This is a genomic window from Massilia oculi (genome assembly GCF_003143515.1).
GTDB lineage: Bacteria > Pseudomonadota > Gammaproteobacteria > Burkholderiales > Burkholderiaceae_D > Telluria > Telluria oculi.
In genome coordinates, this window is sequence record NZ_CP029343.1 from 1129935 (window position 1) to 1144710 (window position 14776).

12 protein-coding genes are annotated in these 14776 nt (G+C 66.2%); 7 read left to right on the forward strand and 5 right to left on the reverse strand.

What is annotated here, in order from left to right:
- Positions 1-80: 80 nt before the first annotated feature.
- The 3 genes from DIR46_RS05260 (at position 81) to DIR46_RS05270 (ending at position 5717) form a co-directional block, all read left to right on the forward strand.
- A complete protein-coding gene (locus tag DIR46_RS05260; RefSeq protein WP_109344297.1) occupies positions 81-2390 on the forward strand; it encodes an FdhF/YdeP family oxidoreductase in 2310 nt (769 codons plus the stop codon).
- A complete protein-coding gene (gene fdhD / locus DIR46_RS05265) occupies positions 2387-3268 on the forward strand; it encodes a formate dehydrogenase accessory sulfurtransferase FdhD (protein WP_109344298.1) in 882 nt (293 codons plus the stop codon). The genes DIR46_RS05260 and fdhD overlap by 4 nt, the downstream gene beginning before the upstream one ends.
- A gap of 94 nt (positions 3269-3362) precedes the next feature.
- On the forward strand, positions 3363-5717 hold the full coding sequence (locus tag DIR46_RS05270) for a sensor domain-containing protein (protein WP_109344299.1): 2355 nt from the start codon (positions 3363-3365) through the stop codon (positions 5715-5717).
- A 3-nt stretch (positions 5718-5720) separates the two neighbouring features.
- Here the strand turns inward: DIR46_RS05270 and DIR46_RS05275 are convergent, their stop codons facing one another.
- Positions 5721-6659: a DHH family phosphoesterase gene (locus DIR46_RS05275; RefSeq protein ID WP_109347912.1), complete on the reverse strand. Its 939-nt coding sequence runs from the start codon at positions 6657-6659 to the stop codon at positions 5721-5723.
- 267 nt (positions 6660-6926) lie between these two features.
- On the opposite strand from DIR46_RS05275, the gene DIR46_RS05280 reads away from it, so the two are divergent.
- The 4 genes from DIR46_RS05280 (at position 6927) to DIR46_RS05295 (ending at position 11592) form a co-directional block, all read left to right on the forward strand.
- Positions 6927-8234 carry a sensor histidine kinase gene (locus DIR46_RS05280; RefSeq protein ID WP_109344300.1) on the forward strand — a complete coding sequence of 436 codons (1308 nt, stop codon included), beginning with the start codon at positions 6927-6929 and terminating at the stop codon, positions 8232-8234.
- A 98-nt stretch (positions 8235-8332) separates the two neighbouring features.
- Positions 8333-9100: a LytR/AlgR family response regulator transcription factor gene (locus DIR46_RS05285; protein WP_109344301.1), complete on the forward strand. Its 768-nt coding sequence runs from the start codon at positions 8333-8335 to the stop codon at positions 9098-9100.
- A gap of 122 nt (positions 9101-9222) precedes the next feature.
- Positions 9223-10401 (forward strand): PAS domain-containing sensor histidine kinase, encoded by a 1179-nt coding sequence (locus DIR46_RS05290; RefSeq protein WP_109344302.1) that lies wholly within the window; start codon positions 9223-9225, stop codon positions 10399-10401.
- Between the two features lie 162 nt (positions 10402-10563).
- Positions 10564-11592: a porin gene (locus tag DIR46_RS05295; protein WP_109344303.1), complete on the forward strand. Its 1029-nt coding sequence runs from the start codon at positions 10564-10566 to the stop codon at positions 11590-11592.
- 127 nt (positions 11593-11719) lie between these two features.
- Here DIR46_RS05295 and DIR46_RS05300 read toward each other — a convergent pair whose 3' ends face one another.
- From DIR46_RS05300 to DIR46_RS05315, 4 genes are all read right to left on the reverse strand, one after another.
- On the reverse strand, positions 11720-12385 hold the full coding sequence (locus tag DIR46_RS05300) for a GNAT family N-acetyltransferase (protein ID WP_109344304.1): 666 nt from the start codon (positions 12383-12385) through the stop codon (positions 11720-11722).
- A 273-nt stretch (positions 12386-12658) separates the two neighbouring features.
- Complete coding sequence (locus DIR46_RS05305) at positions 12659-13123, reverse strand: YaiI/YqxD family protein (protein ID WP_109344305.1); 465 nt, start codon at positions 13121-13123, stop codon at positions 12659-12661.
- Between the two features lie 23 nt (positions 13124-13146).
- Complete coding sequence (locus DIR46_RS05310) at positions 13147-13827, reverse strand: class I SAM-dependent methyltransferase (RefSeq protein ID WP_109344306.1); 681 nt, start codon at positions 13825-13827, stop codon at positions 13147-13149.
- The gene (locus DIR46_RS05315) at positions 13827-14765 is read right to left on the reverse strand and encodes a CysB family HTH-type transcriptional regulator (protein WP_109344307.1); all 939 of its coding nucleotides are present in this window, start codon (positions 14763-14765) and stop codon (positions 13827-13829) included. The genes DIR46_RS05310 and DIR46_RS05315 overlap by 1 nt, the downstream gene beginning before the upstream one ends.
- Positions 14766-14776: the final 11 nt, after the last annotated feature.

The window sequence follows — 14776 nt, forward strand, 5'->3', positions numbered from 1 at the left end:
TTGCACCTCAATGTGCGCGGACGCACCGAGGCATTCCCCCTGCAACGTTACGGTGGAACTCCACCAGCAGGGAGAGCCAGATGAGTGATCGAGAACACCGCCTCCGCGTCGAAGACGCCACCATGCCCGCAGGCGGCTGGGGCTCAGTCGATGACGTGAAGAAGGTCCTGACCGGGCAGAACGTGGTGCTGAAGGACACGGTGCTGCTGCTCAAGCAGAACAAGCCCGACGGCTTTGCCTGCGTCAGCTGCGCCTGGGCCAAGCCGGCCGACCCGCATCCATTCGAGTTCTGTGCCAACGGCGCCAAGGCCACCGCCTGGGAAACCACGAGCAAGGCGATCGGTCCCGACTTTTTCGACCGCCACACGCTCACCGAACTGGAAGGCTGGAGCGACCACGCGCTGGAAGACCACGGCCGCCTGACGGTGCCGCTGCGCTACGACGCCGCCAGCGACAAGTACCGTCCGGTCGACTGGGACGCGGCGTTCGCCGAGATCGGCGCCCACTTGCGCGCCTGCGAGCCCAGGCAAGTGGTGTTCTACGCCTCCGGCCGCGCTTCGCTGGAAACCTCGTATATGTACCAGCTCCTGGCGCGCATGTACGGCAACAACAACCTGCCGGACAGCTCGAACATGTGCCACGAAAGCACTTCGGTCGGCTTGCAGAAGAGCATCGGGGTCGGCGTCGGCACCGTGGGGTTGAACGATTTCAAGCATACCGACTGCATCCTGTTCTTCGGCCAGAACGTGGGCGTGAACAGCCCGCGCATGCTGCACCAGCTGCAGGAAGCGCGCGGACGCGACGTGCCGATCGTCACCTTCAACCCGCTGCGCGAACGCGGCCTGGTGAGCTTCACCAATCCGCAATCGCCGCTCGAGATGCTGACCGGGCACGAGACCGTGATCAGCACCCATTACCACCAGATCAGGCCGGGCGGCGACACGGCCGCCATCATGGGCATCTGCAAGACCGTCTTCGCGCTGGACGACGTCGCCCGGGAGAGCGGCGCGCAGCGCGTGATCGACGTCGCCTTCGTCCAGGAGCACACCCACGGCTTCGAGGACTTCGAGCGCGCCGTGCGCGCCTGCGGCTGGGATGCGATCGAGCGCGAATCGGGCCTGCCGCGCGCCGCGCTGGAACAGGCGGCCGAGGTCTATTGCCAGGCCGGCGCCGCGATGGCTGTCTACGGCATGGGCGTCACCCAGCACCGCAATGGCGTGCAGAACGTGACGATGCTGGTCAACCTGCTGCTGTTGCGCGGCAATATCGGCAAGCCCGGGGCCGGCATCTGCCCGGTGCGCGGCCACTCGAACGTGCAGGGCCAGCGCACGGTCGGCATCACCGAAAAGCCCGAGCTCGCCCCGCTCGACAAGCTCAAGGAGCAGTACGGCTTCGAGCCGCCGCGCGACGAAGGCCTGACCACCGTCGACGCCTGCGAAGCGATCCTGAAGCACGAGCTGCAAGCCTTTATTGGCCTGGGCGGCAATTTCTTGCGCGCGGTGCCGGAGACGCGCCTGATGGAAGCGGCCTGGCGCGAGCTGCCGCTGACGGTGCAGGTCGCAACCAAGCTCAACCGTAATCACGTCATCCACGGCAAGGCCGCCTACCTGCTGCCCTGCCTGGGACGGATCGAGATCGACCGCCAGCGCACGGGAGCGCAGGCGGTGACGGTCGAGGACAGCACCTCGTGCATGCACGGTTCGCGCGGCATGGCCGAGCCGGTGGCGCCATCCCTGCTGTCCGAACCGGCCATCGTGGCCGGCATCGCCAAGGCCACGCTCGATCCGAACCCGCGCGTGGACTGGGATGCCTGGGTCGCCGACTACGGCACGATCCGCGCCGCCATCGCCGAGACCTTCCCCGAGATCTTCCACGATTTCAATGAGCGCATGTGGACCCCCGGCGGCTTCCGCAAGCCGCTCGCCGCCGCCGAACGGATCTGGAAGACCGAGAGCGGCAAGGCCGAGTTCACGGCGCCGGACGAGCTGCCCGGCAACCCGGACATGGACGGCGGGCCCGAGGTGCTGCGCCTGTTCACGATCCGCAGCGACGGCCAGTTCAACACCACGATCTACAGCCACGACGACCGCTTCCGCGGCGTGTACGGCAGCCGCATGGTGCTGTTCATGGGCGAAGCCGACATGGCGAGATACGGTCTCGCCAAGGGCGACGTGGTGGCACTGCGCACGAAAGCCGACGACGGCGTCGAGCGCCGCGTCGACGGCCTGCAGATCGTGCCCTACGACGTGCCTCCCGGCTGCATCGCCGGCTACTACCCGGAATGCAATCCCCTGATTCCGCTGTGGCACCATGCCAAGGAAAGCAAGGTGCCGGCGGCCAAGTCGATCGACGTGCTGCTCGAACGCAGCGCCGCCGTGACGACGCCATGAACGCGCGCGCACCGATTGCCGAAGCCGGCGACGCGACGTTCGCGCTCGCCAGCAGCGTGCCGGCAGCAAGCTGGCGCGATGGCGCGATCGAGGACGGCAGCGAGCTGCTGGCCGAGGAAGTGCCGGTAGCCCTGGTCTACAACGGCATCAGCCACGCCGTGATGCTGGCGTCGCCGCAAGACCTGGAAGACTTCGCCATCGGCTTTTCGCTCTCCGAACGCATCGTCCGCGCCGCGCATGACGTCCGTGACATCGAGATCGAGGCCGGCCCGCACGGCATCGCGCTGTCCATCGACATCGCGCCCGGCGCCATGGCGCGCCTGAAGGCAACGCGGCGCGCACGCCTGGGCCAGACCGGCTGCGGCCTGTGCGGCATCGACAGCCTGGCCTGGTTCGAGCACGAGATGGCGCAGAACGACCCGCGCGACGGCGGCGCCCGCGAGACCAACGCCCCGCTCGCCCCGGCCGCGCTGCAGCGCGCCATGGCCGCCATGCCCGGCCAGCAGCGCCTGCACCAGGCCACCGGCGCCATGCATGCCGCCGGCTGGGCCGACCGCGACGGCCGCCTGCTGCTGGTGCGCGAAGACGTGGGCCGTCACAACGCGCTGGATAAGCTGGTCGGGGCGCTGGCGCGCACGGGCATCGATGCTCACGACGGCTTCGCGCTCGTCACCAGCCGCGCCAGCTTCGAGATGGTGCAGAAGGCGGCCCGCGCCGGCATTGGCTTGCTGGCGGCCATCTCGGCACCGACCGCGATGGCGGTGCGACTGGCGGACCGGGCCGGGCTGACCCTGGCCGGTTTCGTGCGCGGCGGCCGCCACGTGACCTACACCCACCCGCGCCGCCTGCATGACGCTACTGTCGCGCACGTCACATAACGCTTGCCAAGCTAATTTGGAACAGGTGTAAGCTGGCTTCACGCAAGCGCTGGCCGTGGCGGCACGCGCTGCGTTGCAAGAAAGGCGACCCGGCATGTCAGCGTTCGACCCCTCCGAGCAGGCCAGTTTCCTGGCCGACGACACAGGTACGATTGTCACCTGGAACCCGCGATGCGTCGCGTTGTTCGGCCTGGCGGCGGCGGATGCGCTCGGCCGGGAGGTCTCGCGGTTGCTGGGCGCGCCGCCCTGGCCCGAGCTGCTCGACGCCGGCGCCGTCCGGCTCGTGTTGCCGGCGGGGCGCGCGGCCAGCGTCACGCTCTCGGCCCAGCTCGATGCGAGCGGCGGCGCGCGCGGCGTCAGCGTCACCGTCATTCCGGCAGCCGATGCCATGTCCGACGCCGAGCGTCTCGGCGCCACCGCGCTGAAGGACGTGGTCGATCTGCTGCCTGGCACCTTCTACATCCTCGACCGCGAAGGTCGCATCCTGATGTGGAACCACAATCTTGAACGCGTCTGCGAAATGATGCCCGACGAACTGGCGGCAGCCAATGCGTTCGAGATGCTCGATCCGTGCGACCGTGTCGAATTCACCGACAAGGTTCATCGCATGTTCGACGACAACATCGAGCTGGAGATGGAGGTCGACTACGTCGCGCGCAGCGGGCGGGAAATTCCCGTCCTGCTGCGGGGCGCCCGCATCGACTGCGAAGGCGGCCGGTACCTGTTCGGCATGGGCATCGACATCTCCAGGCGGCGCGCGCACGAACGCCAGCTGAACCTGTACAAGCGGGCCCTGGACGCGGCCAGCAACGGCGTGATCATCGCCCACAATGGCGACCCAGACCATCCGGTCGAGTACGTCAATCCCGCCTTCGAACGCATCACCGGCTACACGGCCGACGAGATCATCGGCAAGGATACGCGCTTCATGGCCGCACCCGGGCTGGACGAGGACGAACGCAAGCGCTTGAGCAGGGCGCTGCACGAGCAGCGCTCGGTGCACGCGGTGCTGCGCAACCTGCGCAAGAACGGCGAGCTGTTCTGGAACGACCTGCACATCACGCCGGTGCATGACGACAACGGCCAGGTGACCCACTTCGTCGGCATCGTGACCGACGTCACGGCCAGCAAGCAGCGCACCGACCACCTCGAGCACGAGGTCAACCACGACAACCTGACCGGCCTGGCCAACCGCACGCTGCTGTGGGACCGGCTCGGCCACGCGGTGCACCTGGCCCAGCGCCACCAGACGCTGGTGGCGACCGTGCTGATCGACCTGGACAACTTCAAGCCCATCAACGACACCTTTGGCCACGACGCCGGCGACGTGGTGCTGAAGGTGGTGGCGCGCCGCCTGCAGGCCACGGTGCGTGACAGCGACACGGTGGCGCGCATGTCGGGCGACGAATTCGTGATGGTGCTGGTCGACCAGCCCAACCTGCGCTATACGCTGCGCATGGTCGAGCGCGTGCGCCGTGCGCTGACCATGCCGGTGGCCTTCGGCGGCAGCGAGATCCCGGTCGGCGCCAGCCTGGGCGTGGCGTCCTTCCCGCACGACGGCCGCACCCCGGCCGACCTGGTGCGGGCGGCGGACATGGCCATGTACCGGGCCAAGAACAGTGGCGGGGGCGTGCATTTCTATTCCAGCGAGATGCGTTTGGCCAGCGAAGCGCGCGCGACCCTGGCCGGCAGCATGAAAAGCGCGCTGGACAACGACGAACTGTTCCTGCTGTTCCAGCCGCGCATGGACGCGCGCAGCGGCAAGGTGCGCGGCTTCGAGGCGCTGCTACGCTGGCGCCATCCCGAACACGGGGTGATGCTGCCAGCGGCCTTCCTGAGCGAGGCCGAGGAGAACGGGCTGATCGTCGAGATCGGCAACCGGGTGCTGGACCAGGCCTGCGCCTTCGCGCGCGAGCTGCGCCATGCCGGCTTTACGGCGCTGCCGGTGGCGGTCAATGTCTCGCATCGCGAGTACAGCCGGCCCACCTTCATCGCCGGCATCGCCGAGCGCATGTCGCGCTACGGCCTGCCACCCGGCGCCCTCGAGATCGAGATCCCCGAGGCCGACCTGATCAGGAATCCGGGACTGGGACGCGACCTGGCGGCCCAATTGCGCGACGTCGGCGCCATGCTGTCGATCGACCAGTTCGGGCGCGGCATCTCCGACCTGAATTTCCTGCAGCAGCTGTCGGTGCGCCAGGTCAAGCTGTCGAAGGCGGCGGTGCACGATATCGCCGACCACGGCCGCGGCGGCTCGCTGGCCAGGGCCCTGATCGACATCGGCCGCAACCTCGACATCACGGTGGTCGGCGAGGCGGTCGAAACCGAGGAGCAGGTGGAATTCCTGCGCAGCCACGGCTGCGACCAGATGCAGGGCCAGTGGTTCTGCGAACCGCTGTCGGCCGACGCGGCGCGGCATTTGCTGGCGCAGCGGCAGCATACTGCCTGAGTACTATCCCTCGCTGGTAATGCGCTTGACCAGCGCCCCAAGCACGTCCTCGGCCAGCTCGTTGTCCACCTGGCAGGTGCCGGCATTCTCGTGCCCGCCCCCGCCGTATTCCAGCATCAGCGCGCCGATATTCGTCTTCGAAGACCGGTTGAGGATCGACTTGCCGGCGGCGAACACCGTGTTCTGCTGCTTGACGCCCCACAGCACGTGGATCGAGATGTTCGTCTCGGGGAACAGGGCATAGATGATGAAGCGGTTGCCGGCATAGATCACGGGCTCTTCCCGCAGGTCGAGCACCACCAGGTTGCCTTCGACCCGCGCGCAGCGCCGGATCTGCTCCTTGCAGCGCTCGCTGTGCTCGCGGTACAGGGTGCTGCGTTCGACCACGTCCGGCAGCGCCATCAGTTGTTCGACGTCCTGGGTGGCGCAGTAGCCGATCAGGTCCATCATGAGCTGGTAGTTCGAGATGCGGAAATCGTGGAAGCGCCCGAGGCCGGTGCGCGCATCCATCAAGAAATTGAGCAGGTCCCAGCCCTGCGGATCGAGCACTTCTTCGCGTGTAAAACGCGCCGAATCGCCCTTGTCGACCGCCGCCATCATGGTGTTCCAGGCGGCCGGGAAGGTGCGCGCGCCGCCGTAGTGGTCATACACCACCCGCGCCGCCGACGGCGCTTCGGGGTGGATGATGTGGTTCTCGCGGCGGCCGGTGTTGCGGATGGTTTCCGACAGGTGGTGGTCGAACACCAGGTGGGCGCCGGCGACGTAAGGCAGATTGGTCGTGATGTCGCGGGCGGTGATCACGATTTTGCCGTCCTGCATGTCCTTGGGATGGACGAACAGGATGTCGTCGATCAGCTCGAGATGCCTGAGCAGCACGGCGCACACGAGACCGTCGAAATCGCTACGGGTTACGAGGCGGAATTTTTGGGGAATAGCGGACATCTGCACACCCTTTCGTCATCGGTTGTGATTGGTCCCGGAACGTGCCCGGAAGGCCCGGCCATCGGAGATGAGCATCATACCTTGCAATGTTTTTAATTAATAGCTGTTGAGTTCGATCATTTCCAGCGCATGCGCACCGTCCATTCCCCGAATCCTGCAGGCTGTCGCAGGGGGCTGGTCCTGACGCGTCCGGCGCGTTAAAGTTGCAACATTCCAACGCTCCATCGTCGGCTATCCCGCAACGACGAGCACACAAGATTGACGACCATGCAAGCACGCAGTTCGACACAACAGTATTTGACGGGCATCCTGTCCTGGCTCTACCGGGCCTTCGACGCGGTGGCGACCTGGGTTACCCAGCTATCGTGGTGGAAATTCCTCCTGTTTGCCTGCCTGACCCTGACCGCCGCCGGCATCCTGCAGGAAGAACTGTTCAATGGACCGGCCCAGGAAGAGATCGCGCGCGCCGAGCGCGAGGCAGGGCGGCGCAGCGAAGCCAGCATCCTGATCGACGAGAGCGGCATCCGCTTCAATCCGCGCACCCGTGCGCGCAGCGGCGCGGCCGAGCCGGCGGAACCTGTCGAACCGGTTCCGCCGGCCGATCCGGATGCCACGGAGGCGCCGCGTCCGCCGCTGCCGCCGAAACCGCCCGCCACCGGCGGCAGCGGCAGCGGCAGCGGCAGCGGCAGCGGCATCAATATCCACCCGGGCGACGATTCCGTCCATATCGAGCTGCCGCCGCAGATCGGCGAAGAACTGTCGAACGCGATCGAAGCGGCGGTCGAGGACGCCGCCGAGCAGAAGGTGTCGCGCTACCACAAGCAGGCCTCGACCTGGTTCATGAACTTCGTGCTGCTGCTCCTGCTCGCCCTGTTCGGCACCAAGGCCCTGGTCGGCGGCAAGAAGCGCGCCGATGCCGAGGCCCAGGTCGCCAACGCCGCCGCCGAGCGCGAAGCCATGCAGCGCCAGCTGTCCGAAACGAAGATGCAGATGATGCAGGCCCAGGTCGAACCGCACTTCCTGTTCAACACGCTGGCCTCGGTCGAGCACCTGATCCGGGTCGACCCGCCGCGCGCCTCGGCCATGCAGCGCAGCCTGATCCAATACTTGCGGGCGGTGCTGCCGCAGATGCGCGACAACGCCGTGCTCACCGGCCTCGGGCGCGAAGTGGACATGGTCAGCGCCTATCTCGCCCTGCTCAAGATGCGGATGGAAGAACGCCTGACGGTCGATCTGCAGATCCCGGAGGGCCTGCGCAGCGCCGCCTTCCCGCCGATGATGCTGCAGTCGATGGTCGAGAACGCGATCAAGCACGGCCTGGAGTGCAAGCCCGAAGGCGGCACCCTCAGGATCGTGGCCGAGGTGGCCGACAGCAAGCTGCGCGTGACCGTGACCGACGACGGCGTGGGCTTCGGCGTGGTGCCGAGCGACGGCACCGGCCTGGGCCTGCAGACGATCCGCGACCGCCTCAAGCTGCTGCACGGGGACAGCGCCCGCCTGCACATCGGCGCCAACAGCCCGACCGGCGTGATCGCGACGATCGAGGTGCCTTACCAGCTGTCGAAACAGGCTTGAAGGTAGGGCTGGAAATGCGCGTCGCTGGCGGCCCGGCTTGCCTGACGCCCGGTTTCATTGAATAATCATTGCATAATAAACCTGAGAAGAGACTCACCATGCCTACCGCGATTATTGCCGATGACGAGAGACTGATGCGCGACCAGCTGCGCATGCGCCTGCAGGAAGCCTGGCCCGAACTGCAGATCGTCGGCGAAGCGAAGAATGGCGAAGAAGCCGTGCAACTGGTCGGCGAGCTCAAGCCCGACCTGACCTTCCTCGACATCCGCATGCCGGGCAAGACCGGCATGGAAGCGGCGCGCGAGATCGGCGACGCCAGCCAGATCGTGTTCGTCACCGCCTACGACCAGTACGCGGTGGAAGCCTTCGAGCGCGGCGCGATCGACTACGTGCTCAAGCCGACCGAGCCGGACCGCCTGAAGATCACGGTCGACCGCCTCAAGGAACGCCTCGAGAAGCCGCAGGCAGCCGGCAGCGTCAACGACAGCGTGTCGGCCATGCTGAGCCAGCTGGCCGAGAAGATCGCCGCGCCGAAGCAAAAACACCTGCAATGGATCCAGGCCAGCATCGGCCAGGACTTGCGCATGATCCCGGTCGAGGACATCCTGTTCTTCCGGTCGGACGAGAAATACACGGCCGTGCAGACGGCCAGCTTCGAAGCCCTGATCCGCAAGCCGGTGCGCGACCTGGCCGACGAGCTCGATCCTTCGCTGTTCTGGCAGATCCACCGCGCGACCCTGGTCAACGTGAATGCGATCGAGGGCGTGACGCGCGACATCCGCGGCCGTCACCTCGTGCTGGTCAAGGGGCGCCCGGAAAAACTCGAGGTCAGCCGCAGCTTCCTGCACCTGTTCAAGCAGATGTGAAGCCGGCCGGCGCGGCTGAGCGCTGGCGCCTTGTCTCGTCTCAACGCCCACCCTCCTCCTTGCGCATAATGTAGAGGGCCAGGTCCGCGTCTGCGGCCCTCCCCTCTATATATCTATTCCGCATGAGACCTCAGCGCAGGGCACGCAGCCGCCGCACGGGTCCGGCTGAGCTGGTGGCCGGCTTCCTGTCCGACTATTGCACCGGCAATATGGCCGCTGCGCCGAGGCGCGCCCGCGGCCCACAGCGCGGCGCGCGCGGCTTCGACAGCCGCCGCATCGTGCACAGCGCAAGCGACGCCATCCTGTCGGTCGACGAGGACACCACCATCCTGCTGGCCAACCCGGCCGCGGCCCAGATGTTCAATTCGAGCGTGAGCGCCATGCAGGGCAGCCGTTTGTCGCGCTTCATCCAGCCGCCCTCGCCAGAAGCGCATACCCCATTCGACTACTTCCCGGCCGGCGGCGGCCGCGCGGGACGGCGCGCCACCGACTACGCCGTCACCGGCATCCGCGCCGGCGGCCAGCTGTTCCCCATCGAGGGATCGATCTCGAGCGTCGAGCACGAAGGCCGCCTCGTGTTTACGGTGATCCTGCGCGACGTGTCCGAGCGCCACCTGGTGCAGCAAAAGCTGGCGCGCTCGCACGACCAGCTGCGCCAGCTGTCCTCGGCCCTGCAAAGCATCCGCGAAGAAGAGCGCACCCACATCGCGCGCGAGCTGCACGACGACCTCGGCCAGCTGCTGGCTTCGCTGCGCATGGACCTGACGTTGCTGGCCCGGGTCGACCAATTGCCGGACGATAGCGTGCGCCTGGTCGCCGGCATGGAAACCAACCTGCTCACCGCCATCGCCTCGCTGCGCCGGATCGCCGCCAACCTGCGTCCGCGGGCCCTCGACGAAGGCGGCCTGTATTTCGCGCTGCAGGGCTTGCGCGACGAATTCGTCGAACGCCACGGCATCGCCTGCACCCTGCTTGCCGACGAGGCCGAGCTGCGCCTGGACGATGCCGCCAGCACGGCCGTGTTTCGCATCGTGCAAGAGGCGCTGATCAATATCGCGCGCCATGCGGGGGCGCAGAACGTCCTGCTCAACCTCTACCGCACCAATGGAGAATTGCTGGTGACGATCCAGGACGACGGCCGCGGCATCCGCGCCGAAGACATGGAGAAGGCGCAGTCGCTGGGCCTGGTCGGCATGCGCGAACGGGTCTGGGGGATGGGGGGCGACATCACCATCGCCGGCGACGAAGCGCCGGGCACCCGCATCGACATCGTGCTGCCGCTGAGCGGACATGTCGTCTAAAGTTTTCTACGGATGCCGAAAGTAAAGAATATTATTCGGGCTATTGCGTAAAAACAACATAGTCAGGATGTCATGAACTCGACATATTGGCTCGATAAGATCGCTGTCGATCTGAGTTGATTGATAACTCAACATCTTGTCGAAACTAAACTGGAGATCTTCATGAAGTATAAGTTCCTGGCCGCCGCTGTGCTGTCGTCCCTGCCACTGTTCGCCCAAGCCCAGACCAACGTCCAGATCTACGGCGTGATGGACGCAGCCATCGCCCTGGAAGACACCGATGCACCGGGCGAAGACCGCCGCACCACCGTCAGCTCGGGCAACCAGTCGAGCAGCCGCCTGGGCTTCCGCGGTACCGAAGATCTCGGCAATGGCCTGAAAGCCCTGTTCAACATCGAAGCCGGCGTGTCGCTCGACACCGGCGCCACCGATTCGCAGACGTTCGGCCGCCGCGCCGTGGTCGGCCTGCAGGGCGACTTCGGTACCCTGACCGTCGGCCGCGAATACTCGCCGATCGCCGCCGTCGCCGCCGCATCGGACATCAACGGCCAGGGCCTGTACGGCTCGAACCTGTCGGCCTTCGGCACCAACCGCCTGACCCGCCGCCTGGCCAACTCGGTCAACTACAAATCGAACGCGCTGTCGGGCTTCGTCGTCAACGCCGCCTACTCGACCGGCGAAAAAACCGTCGACCCATCGGGCGACCTGCTGGGCGCGTCGCTGGAATACAAGAACGGCGGCCTGTACCTGGGCGCCGGCTACCACACCATCGAGCGCCTGAGCGAGGGCGACGACAAGGAAATGGCCTTCGGCGCCGGCTACAACTTCGGCGCGTTCGAGATCAAGGGTAACTGGATGAAGGCCGAGCTGGAAGGCGCCGGCAACGCGGTCAACCCAGAGTACACCAACGCCAACATCGGCGCTTCGTACGCCGTCGGCGCGAACAAGTTCTTCCTGAACTTCCAGCAGCAGAAGCTGGACAACACCGATGCCAAGGGCAACACCGTGTCGGTGTCGTACACCTACTCGCTGTCGAAGCGCACCAACATCTACACGACCTACGCCCAACTGCGCAACAACAGCCGCGGCGTGTTCGGCATCAACGCCTCGTCGAACAACGTGACCCCGCCAGCCACCGCGCTGGGCGCCGATCCTTCGGTGTTCACCGTCGGCCTGCGTCACTCGTTCTGATCACGCAAGGCCGCGCGTGTCGCCTGCGGGCGGCATGCGCGGTTTCCACTCCGTCCCCGCGCCCGCGGGGACGCTTGACGCCGGCCATGCCGGCGTTTTTCATCCCACCGGCTGGCCAGGTCCCGGCTCAGCGATCGGCGTCGGCGGCCCCGCTGCGCAGCAGCCGCGCCGCGATGCCGCGCTCCTCTTCCGGCGAGAAGAAATAGGGGTAGAAAGAGCGCTCGCCGGTGTCGATGCCGCGCTTGAACGCGCCGCCGACCGCCTCGACCTGTTGCGCCACATAGGCCAGGCTGACGTGCAGCAGGAAGGATGGCGCGTTCACCCGCGGATTCACCTTCAGCTCCCCCACCTGCCGAAAACCGAGCATGCGCTCGTAGAAGCGGCGATGGCGCGGATTGACTTCGATGACGGCGTCGGTGCAGCCGTGCATCTCGCGCGCGTAGATGAATGCAAGGTGAAACACGCTGGCCAGCGCATGCTTGGACTGGACCGAATGGTCGAACGCCAGCTTGGTGACCTCGGCCAGGCGCGCGCCCTGGCCCCGGAGGGCATCGAGTTCTTCCTTGTACATACCGTCGGCCATCAGACCGCGGCCGGCGTCGATCCCGATGGTCAGCGTGCCTACCACCTCGCCCCGGTCGGACGCGGTCAGTGTGATGCGGTGCGGGTCGTCGGCGTCGAGCCTTGCCGCCTGGTAGCCGCGCCAGGCGTACATCCGCTCGATCAGCAGGCTGGCGCCGCTGCGGCCGTCGGGGCTGTCGGGAGAGCGCAGGCCGTAGCGGGTGCGCGTCATGCGGCCATCCTCGGGAATGGTGGCGACAGTGGCCTGGTGCGGTGATCGGGTAGTACGTTAGCGTGCATGGCAAGCTCTCAACGTTCACGCCAGCGTCCGGTTGACACGGGCGTGAACTGTTACGCGTGGCGGCCCGACCATCGCGCATCCTGCCACGCCTTTGATGACGTGTGCACCCTTGCCTCATTATAACAAGAACAACATTGTTATCAATGGCACAACTGTATCGTGCGCAGGTCAACAGGTGTTGCCATCGGGCGCGGCGGCGTGGATCTAGCGGTCCGCCGCGCGCGGCCTCGATCGCGCCAGCTGGCGATCGAGCGCATTCGCGAAGTTCTGGCGGTCGGCCTGGCTGAAGGCGGCCGGCCCGCCGGTATCGACGCCGCTGCCGCGCAGCTCTTCCATGAAGGCGCGCATCGTCAATTGCTGGGCGATGGTGTCCTTGGTGTACCACTCGCCGCGCGGATTGAGGGGCAGGCCGCCCTTGTCCAGCACCTGTGCGGCCAGCGGGATATCGCCGGTCACGACGATGTCGCCGGGGTTCACCCGGGCGACGATCTCGGCGTCGGCCACGTCAGGTCCGGCCGGCACCTGCAGCGCGCGGATGAAACGCGAGCCGGGCACCCGGATCAGCTGGTTGGCGACCAGCGTCACGTTCAGCTGCAGGCGCTCGGCCACCCGGAACAGGATGTCCTTGATGACGGCGGGACAGGCGTCGGCGTCGACCCAGATGTGCAAGTCCCGCGCTGCTCCCTGATCCATCACTTGAGGCGGCAGGTCAGCACCCAATAGAACTCCCAGCGCGCGATCTTGATCTCGCGGCCGACCTTGTCGAGGCGCTTGCGCAGGTAGCTGTCGGTCGGGTAATTCTTGACCAGCTCGTGGCGGTTGCCGTCGGCGTCGAGCTGGAATTCATGGGTATTGCCCTGCAGGTCGGTGCGGGCGATGGTGGCGCTCTCGGTTTCGACATAGGCATCGTCGAAGACCACCAGCAGCACGTCCTTGCCCAGGCGTTTCTTGAGCGACAGCAGCAGCGCTTCCTGCTGGTCGCGCGTCAGACGCGACCACAGACCGGCCATGAACACCGCAGTGAACTTGTCCTCGCCGCAGCCGATATCGTCCGGCAGGGCCAGCGCATCGACCAGGCGGTATTCGACATTGTCCAGGTCTTCGCCATGCATGCGCGCCAGGTCGAGCATGGCTGCGCTGGCATCAGTCGCGAGCACCGATTCGGCGGTCTCGCTCAGCACCTCGGTCCAGGCGCCGGTGCCGCAACCCAGTTCCAGGATGCGGTGACCGCTGAGCAAGGTGGCGAGCTGCTCGCGCGCCTCGTCCAGGTCTTCCAGCTGCTCTTCCGAATACCCGGCGCCAGCGTTGTCGTAGTGGGCGGCGATGCCGTCGTAGTAGGCAATGACCTCGTTCTTGTCCATCGTTGATTCCATCACAGTTCGTAGTTTTCCCCACCGCGCATCGCCGACTCGACCATCTTGCGGTTGAGCGTCGGCGTCAGCAGCTCGATGAAGGTATAGATATAGCTGCGCAGGTAGGCGCCCTGCTTGATCGCCACGCGCGAGGTGTTCATGCCGAACAGGTGGCCGACCGGCAGCGCGCGCAGGTTGCGGTCGCGCTCGGGGTCGAAGGCCATGCCGGCGATGATGCCGACGCCCATGCCCAGCTCGACATAGGTCTTGATCACGTCGGCGTCGATCGCTTCGAGCAGCACGTCCGGCTTCAGGTTGCGTAAGGAGAAAGCGTGGTCGATCTTGCTGCGGCCGGCGAAGGCGGCATCATACGTGATCACGGGATAGCTGGCGATTTCTTCCAGTGAAATGGCGCGCGACTTGAACAGCGGGTGGTCCGGCGGCGCCACCACCACGTGCTCCCACTGGTAGGCGGGCAAGGTGATCAGGCCGTCGACGGCCGCGATCGATTCTGTGGCGATGGCCAGGTCGGCCTGGTCGTTCTTGACCATGTCGGCGATCTGCTTCGGGTTGCCCTGCAGCAGCGACAGGCGCACTTTCGGATACTTCTGCATGAAGCCCTGCACCACTCTCGGCAGCATGTAGCGCGCCTGGGTGTGGGTGGTGGCGATGGTGAAGCTGCCGCTGTCGTGGGCGGCGTACTCCTTGCCGATGCGTTTCAGGCTGTCGATCTCCTGCATGATCAGCTCGACCGATTGCAGCACCAGCCGCCCCGGCTCGGTCAGGCCGCGGATGCGCTTGCCGTGCCGGGTGAAGATGTCGACGCCAAGCTCTTCTTCCAGTTCGATGATGGCCTTCGAGACGCCGGGCTGGGAAGTGAACAATGCCTTGGCGGCATCGGTCAGATTGTAGTTCTGACGGACGGCCTCGCGCACGAAGCGCAGTTGGTGGAGATTCATTTGATAATTAT

Excerpts from the sequence above, each read along its gene's own strand:
- DIR46_RS05275 (WP_109347912.1), bottom strand. The coding sequence starts at position 6,659 with ATGTCCGCTATTCCCCAAAAATTCCGCCTCGTAACCCGTAGCGATTTC.
- DIR46_RS05260 (WP_109344297.1), top strand. The coding sequence starts at position 81 with ATGAGTGATCGAGAACACCGCCTCCGCGTCGAAGACGCCACCATGCCC.
- DIR46_RS05295 (WP_109344303.1), top strand. The coding sequence starts at position 10,564 with ATGAAGTATAAGTTCCTGGCCGCCGCTGTGCTGTCGTCCCTGCCACTG.
- fdhD (WP_109344298.1), top strand. The coding sequence starts at position 2,387 with ATGAACGCGCGCGCACCGATTGCCGAAGCCGGCGACGCGACGTTCGCG.
- DIR46_RS05310 (WP_109344306.1), bottom strand. The coding sequence starts at position 13,827 with ATGGAATCAACGATGGACAAGAACGAGGTCATTGCCTACTACGACGGC.
- DIR46_RS05315 (WP_109344307.1), bottom strand. The coding sequence starts at position 14,765 with ATGAATCTCCACCAACTGCGCTTCGTGCGCGAGGCCGTCCGTCAGAAC.
- DIR46_RS05285 (WP_109344301.1), top strand. The coding sequence starts at position 8,333 with ATGCCTACCGCGATTATTGCCGATGACGAGAGACTGATGCGCGACCAG.
- DIR46_RS05290 (WP_109344302.1), top strand. The coding sequence starts at position 9,223 with ATGAGACCTCAGCGCAGGGCACGCAGCCGCCGCACGGGTCCGGCTGAG.
- DIR46_RS05280 (WP_109344300.1), top strand. The coding sequence starts at position 6,927 with ATGCAAGCACGCAGTTCGACACAACAGTATTTGACGGGCATCCTGTCC.
- DIR46_RS05270 (WP_109344299.1), top strand. The coding sequence starts at position 3,363 with ATGTCAGCGTTCGACCCCTCCGAGCAGGCCAGTTTCCTGGCCGACGAC.
- DIR46_RS05300 (WP_109344304.1), bottom strand. The coding sequence starts at position 12,385 with ATGACGCGCACCCGCTACGGCCTGCGCTCTCCCGACAGCCCCGACGGC.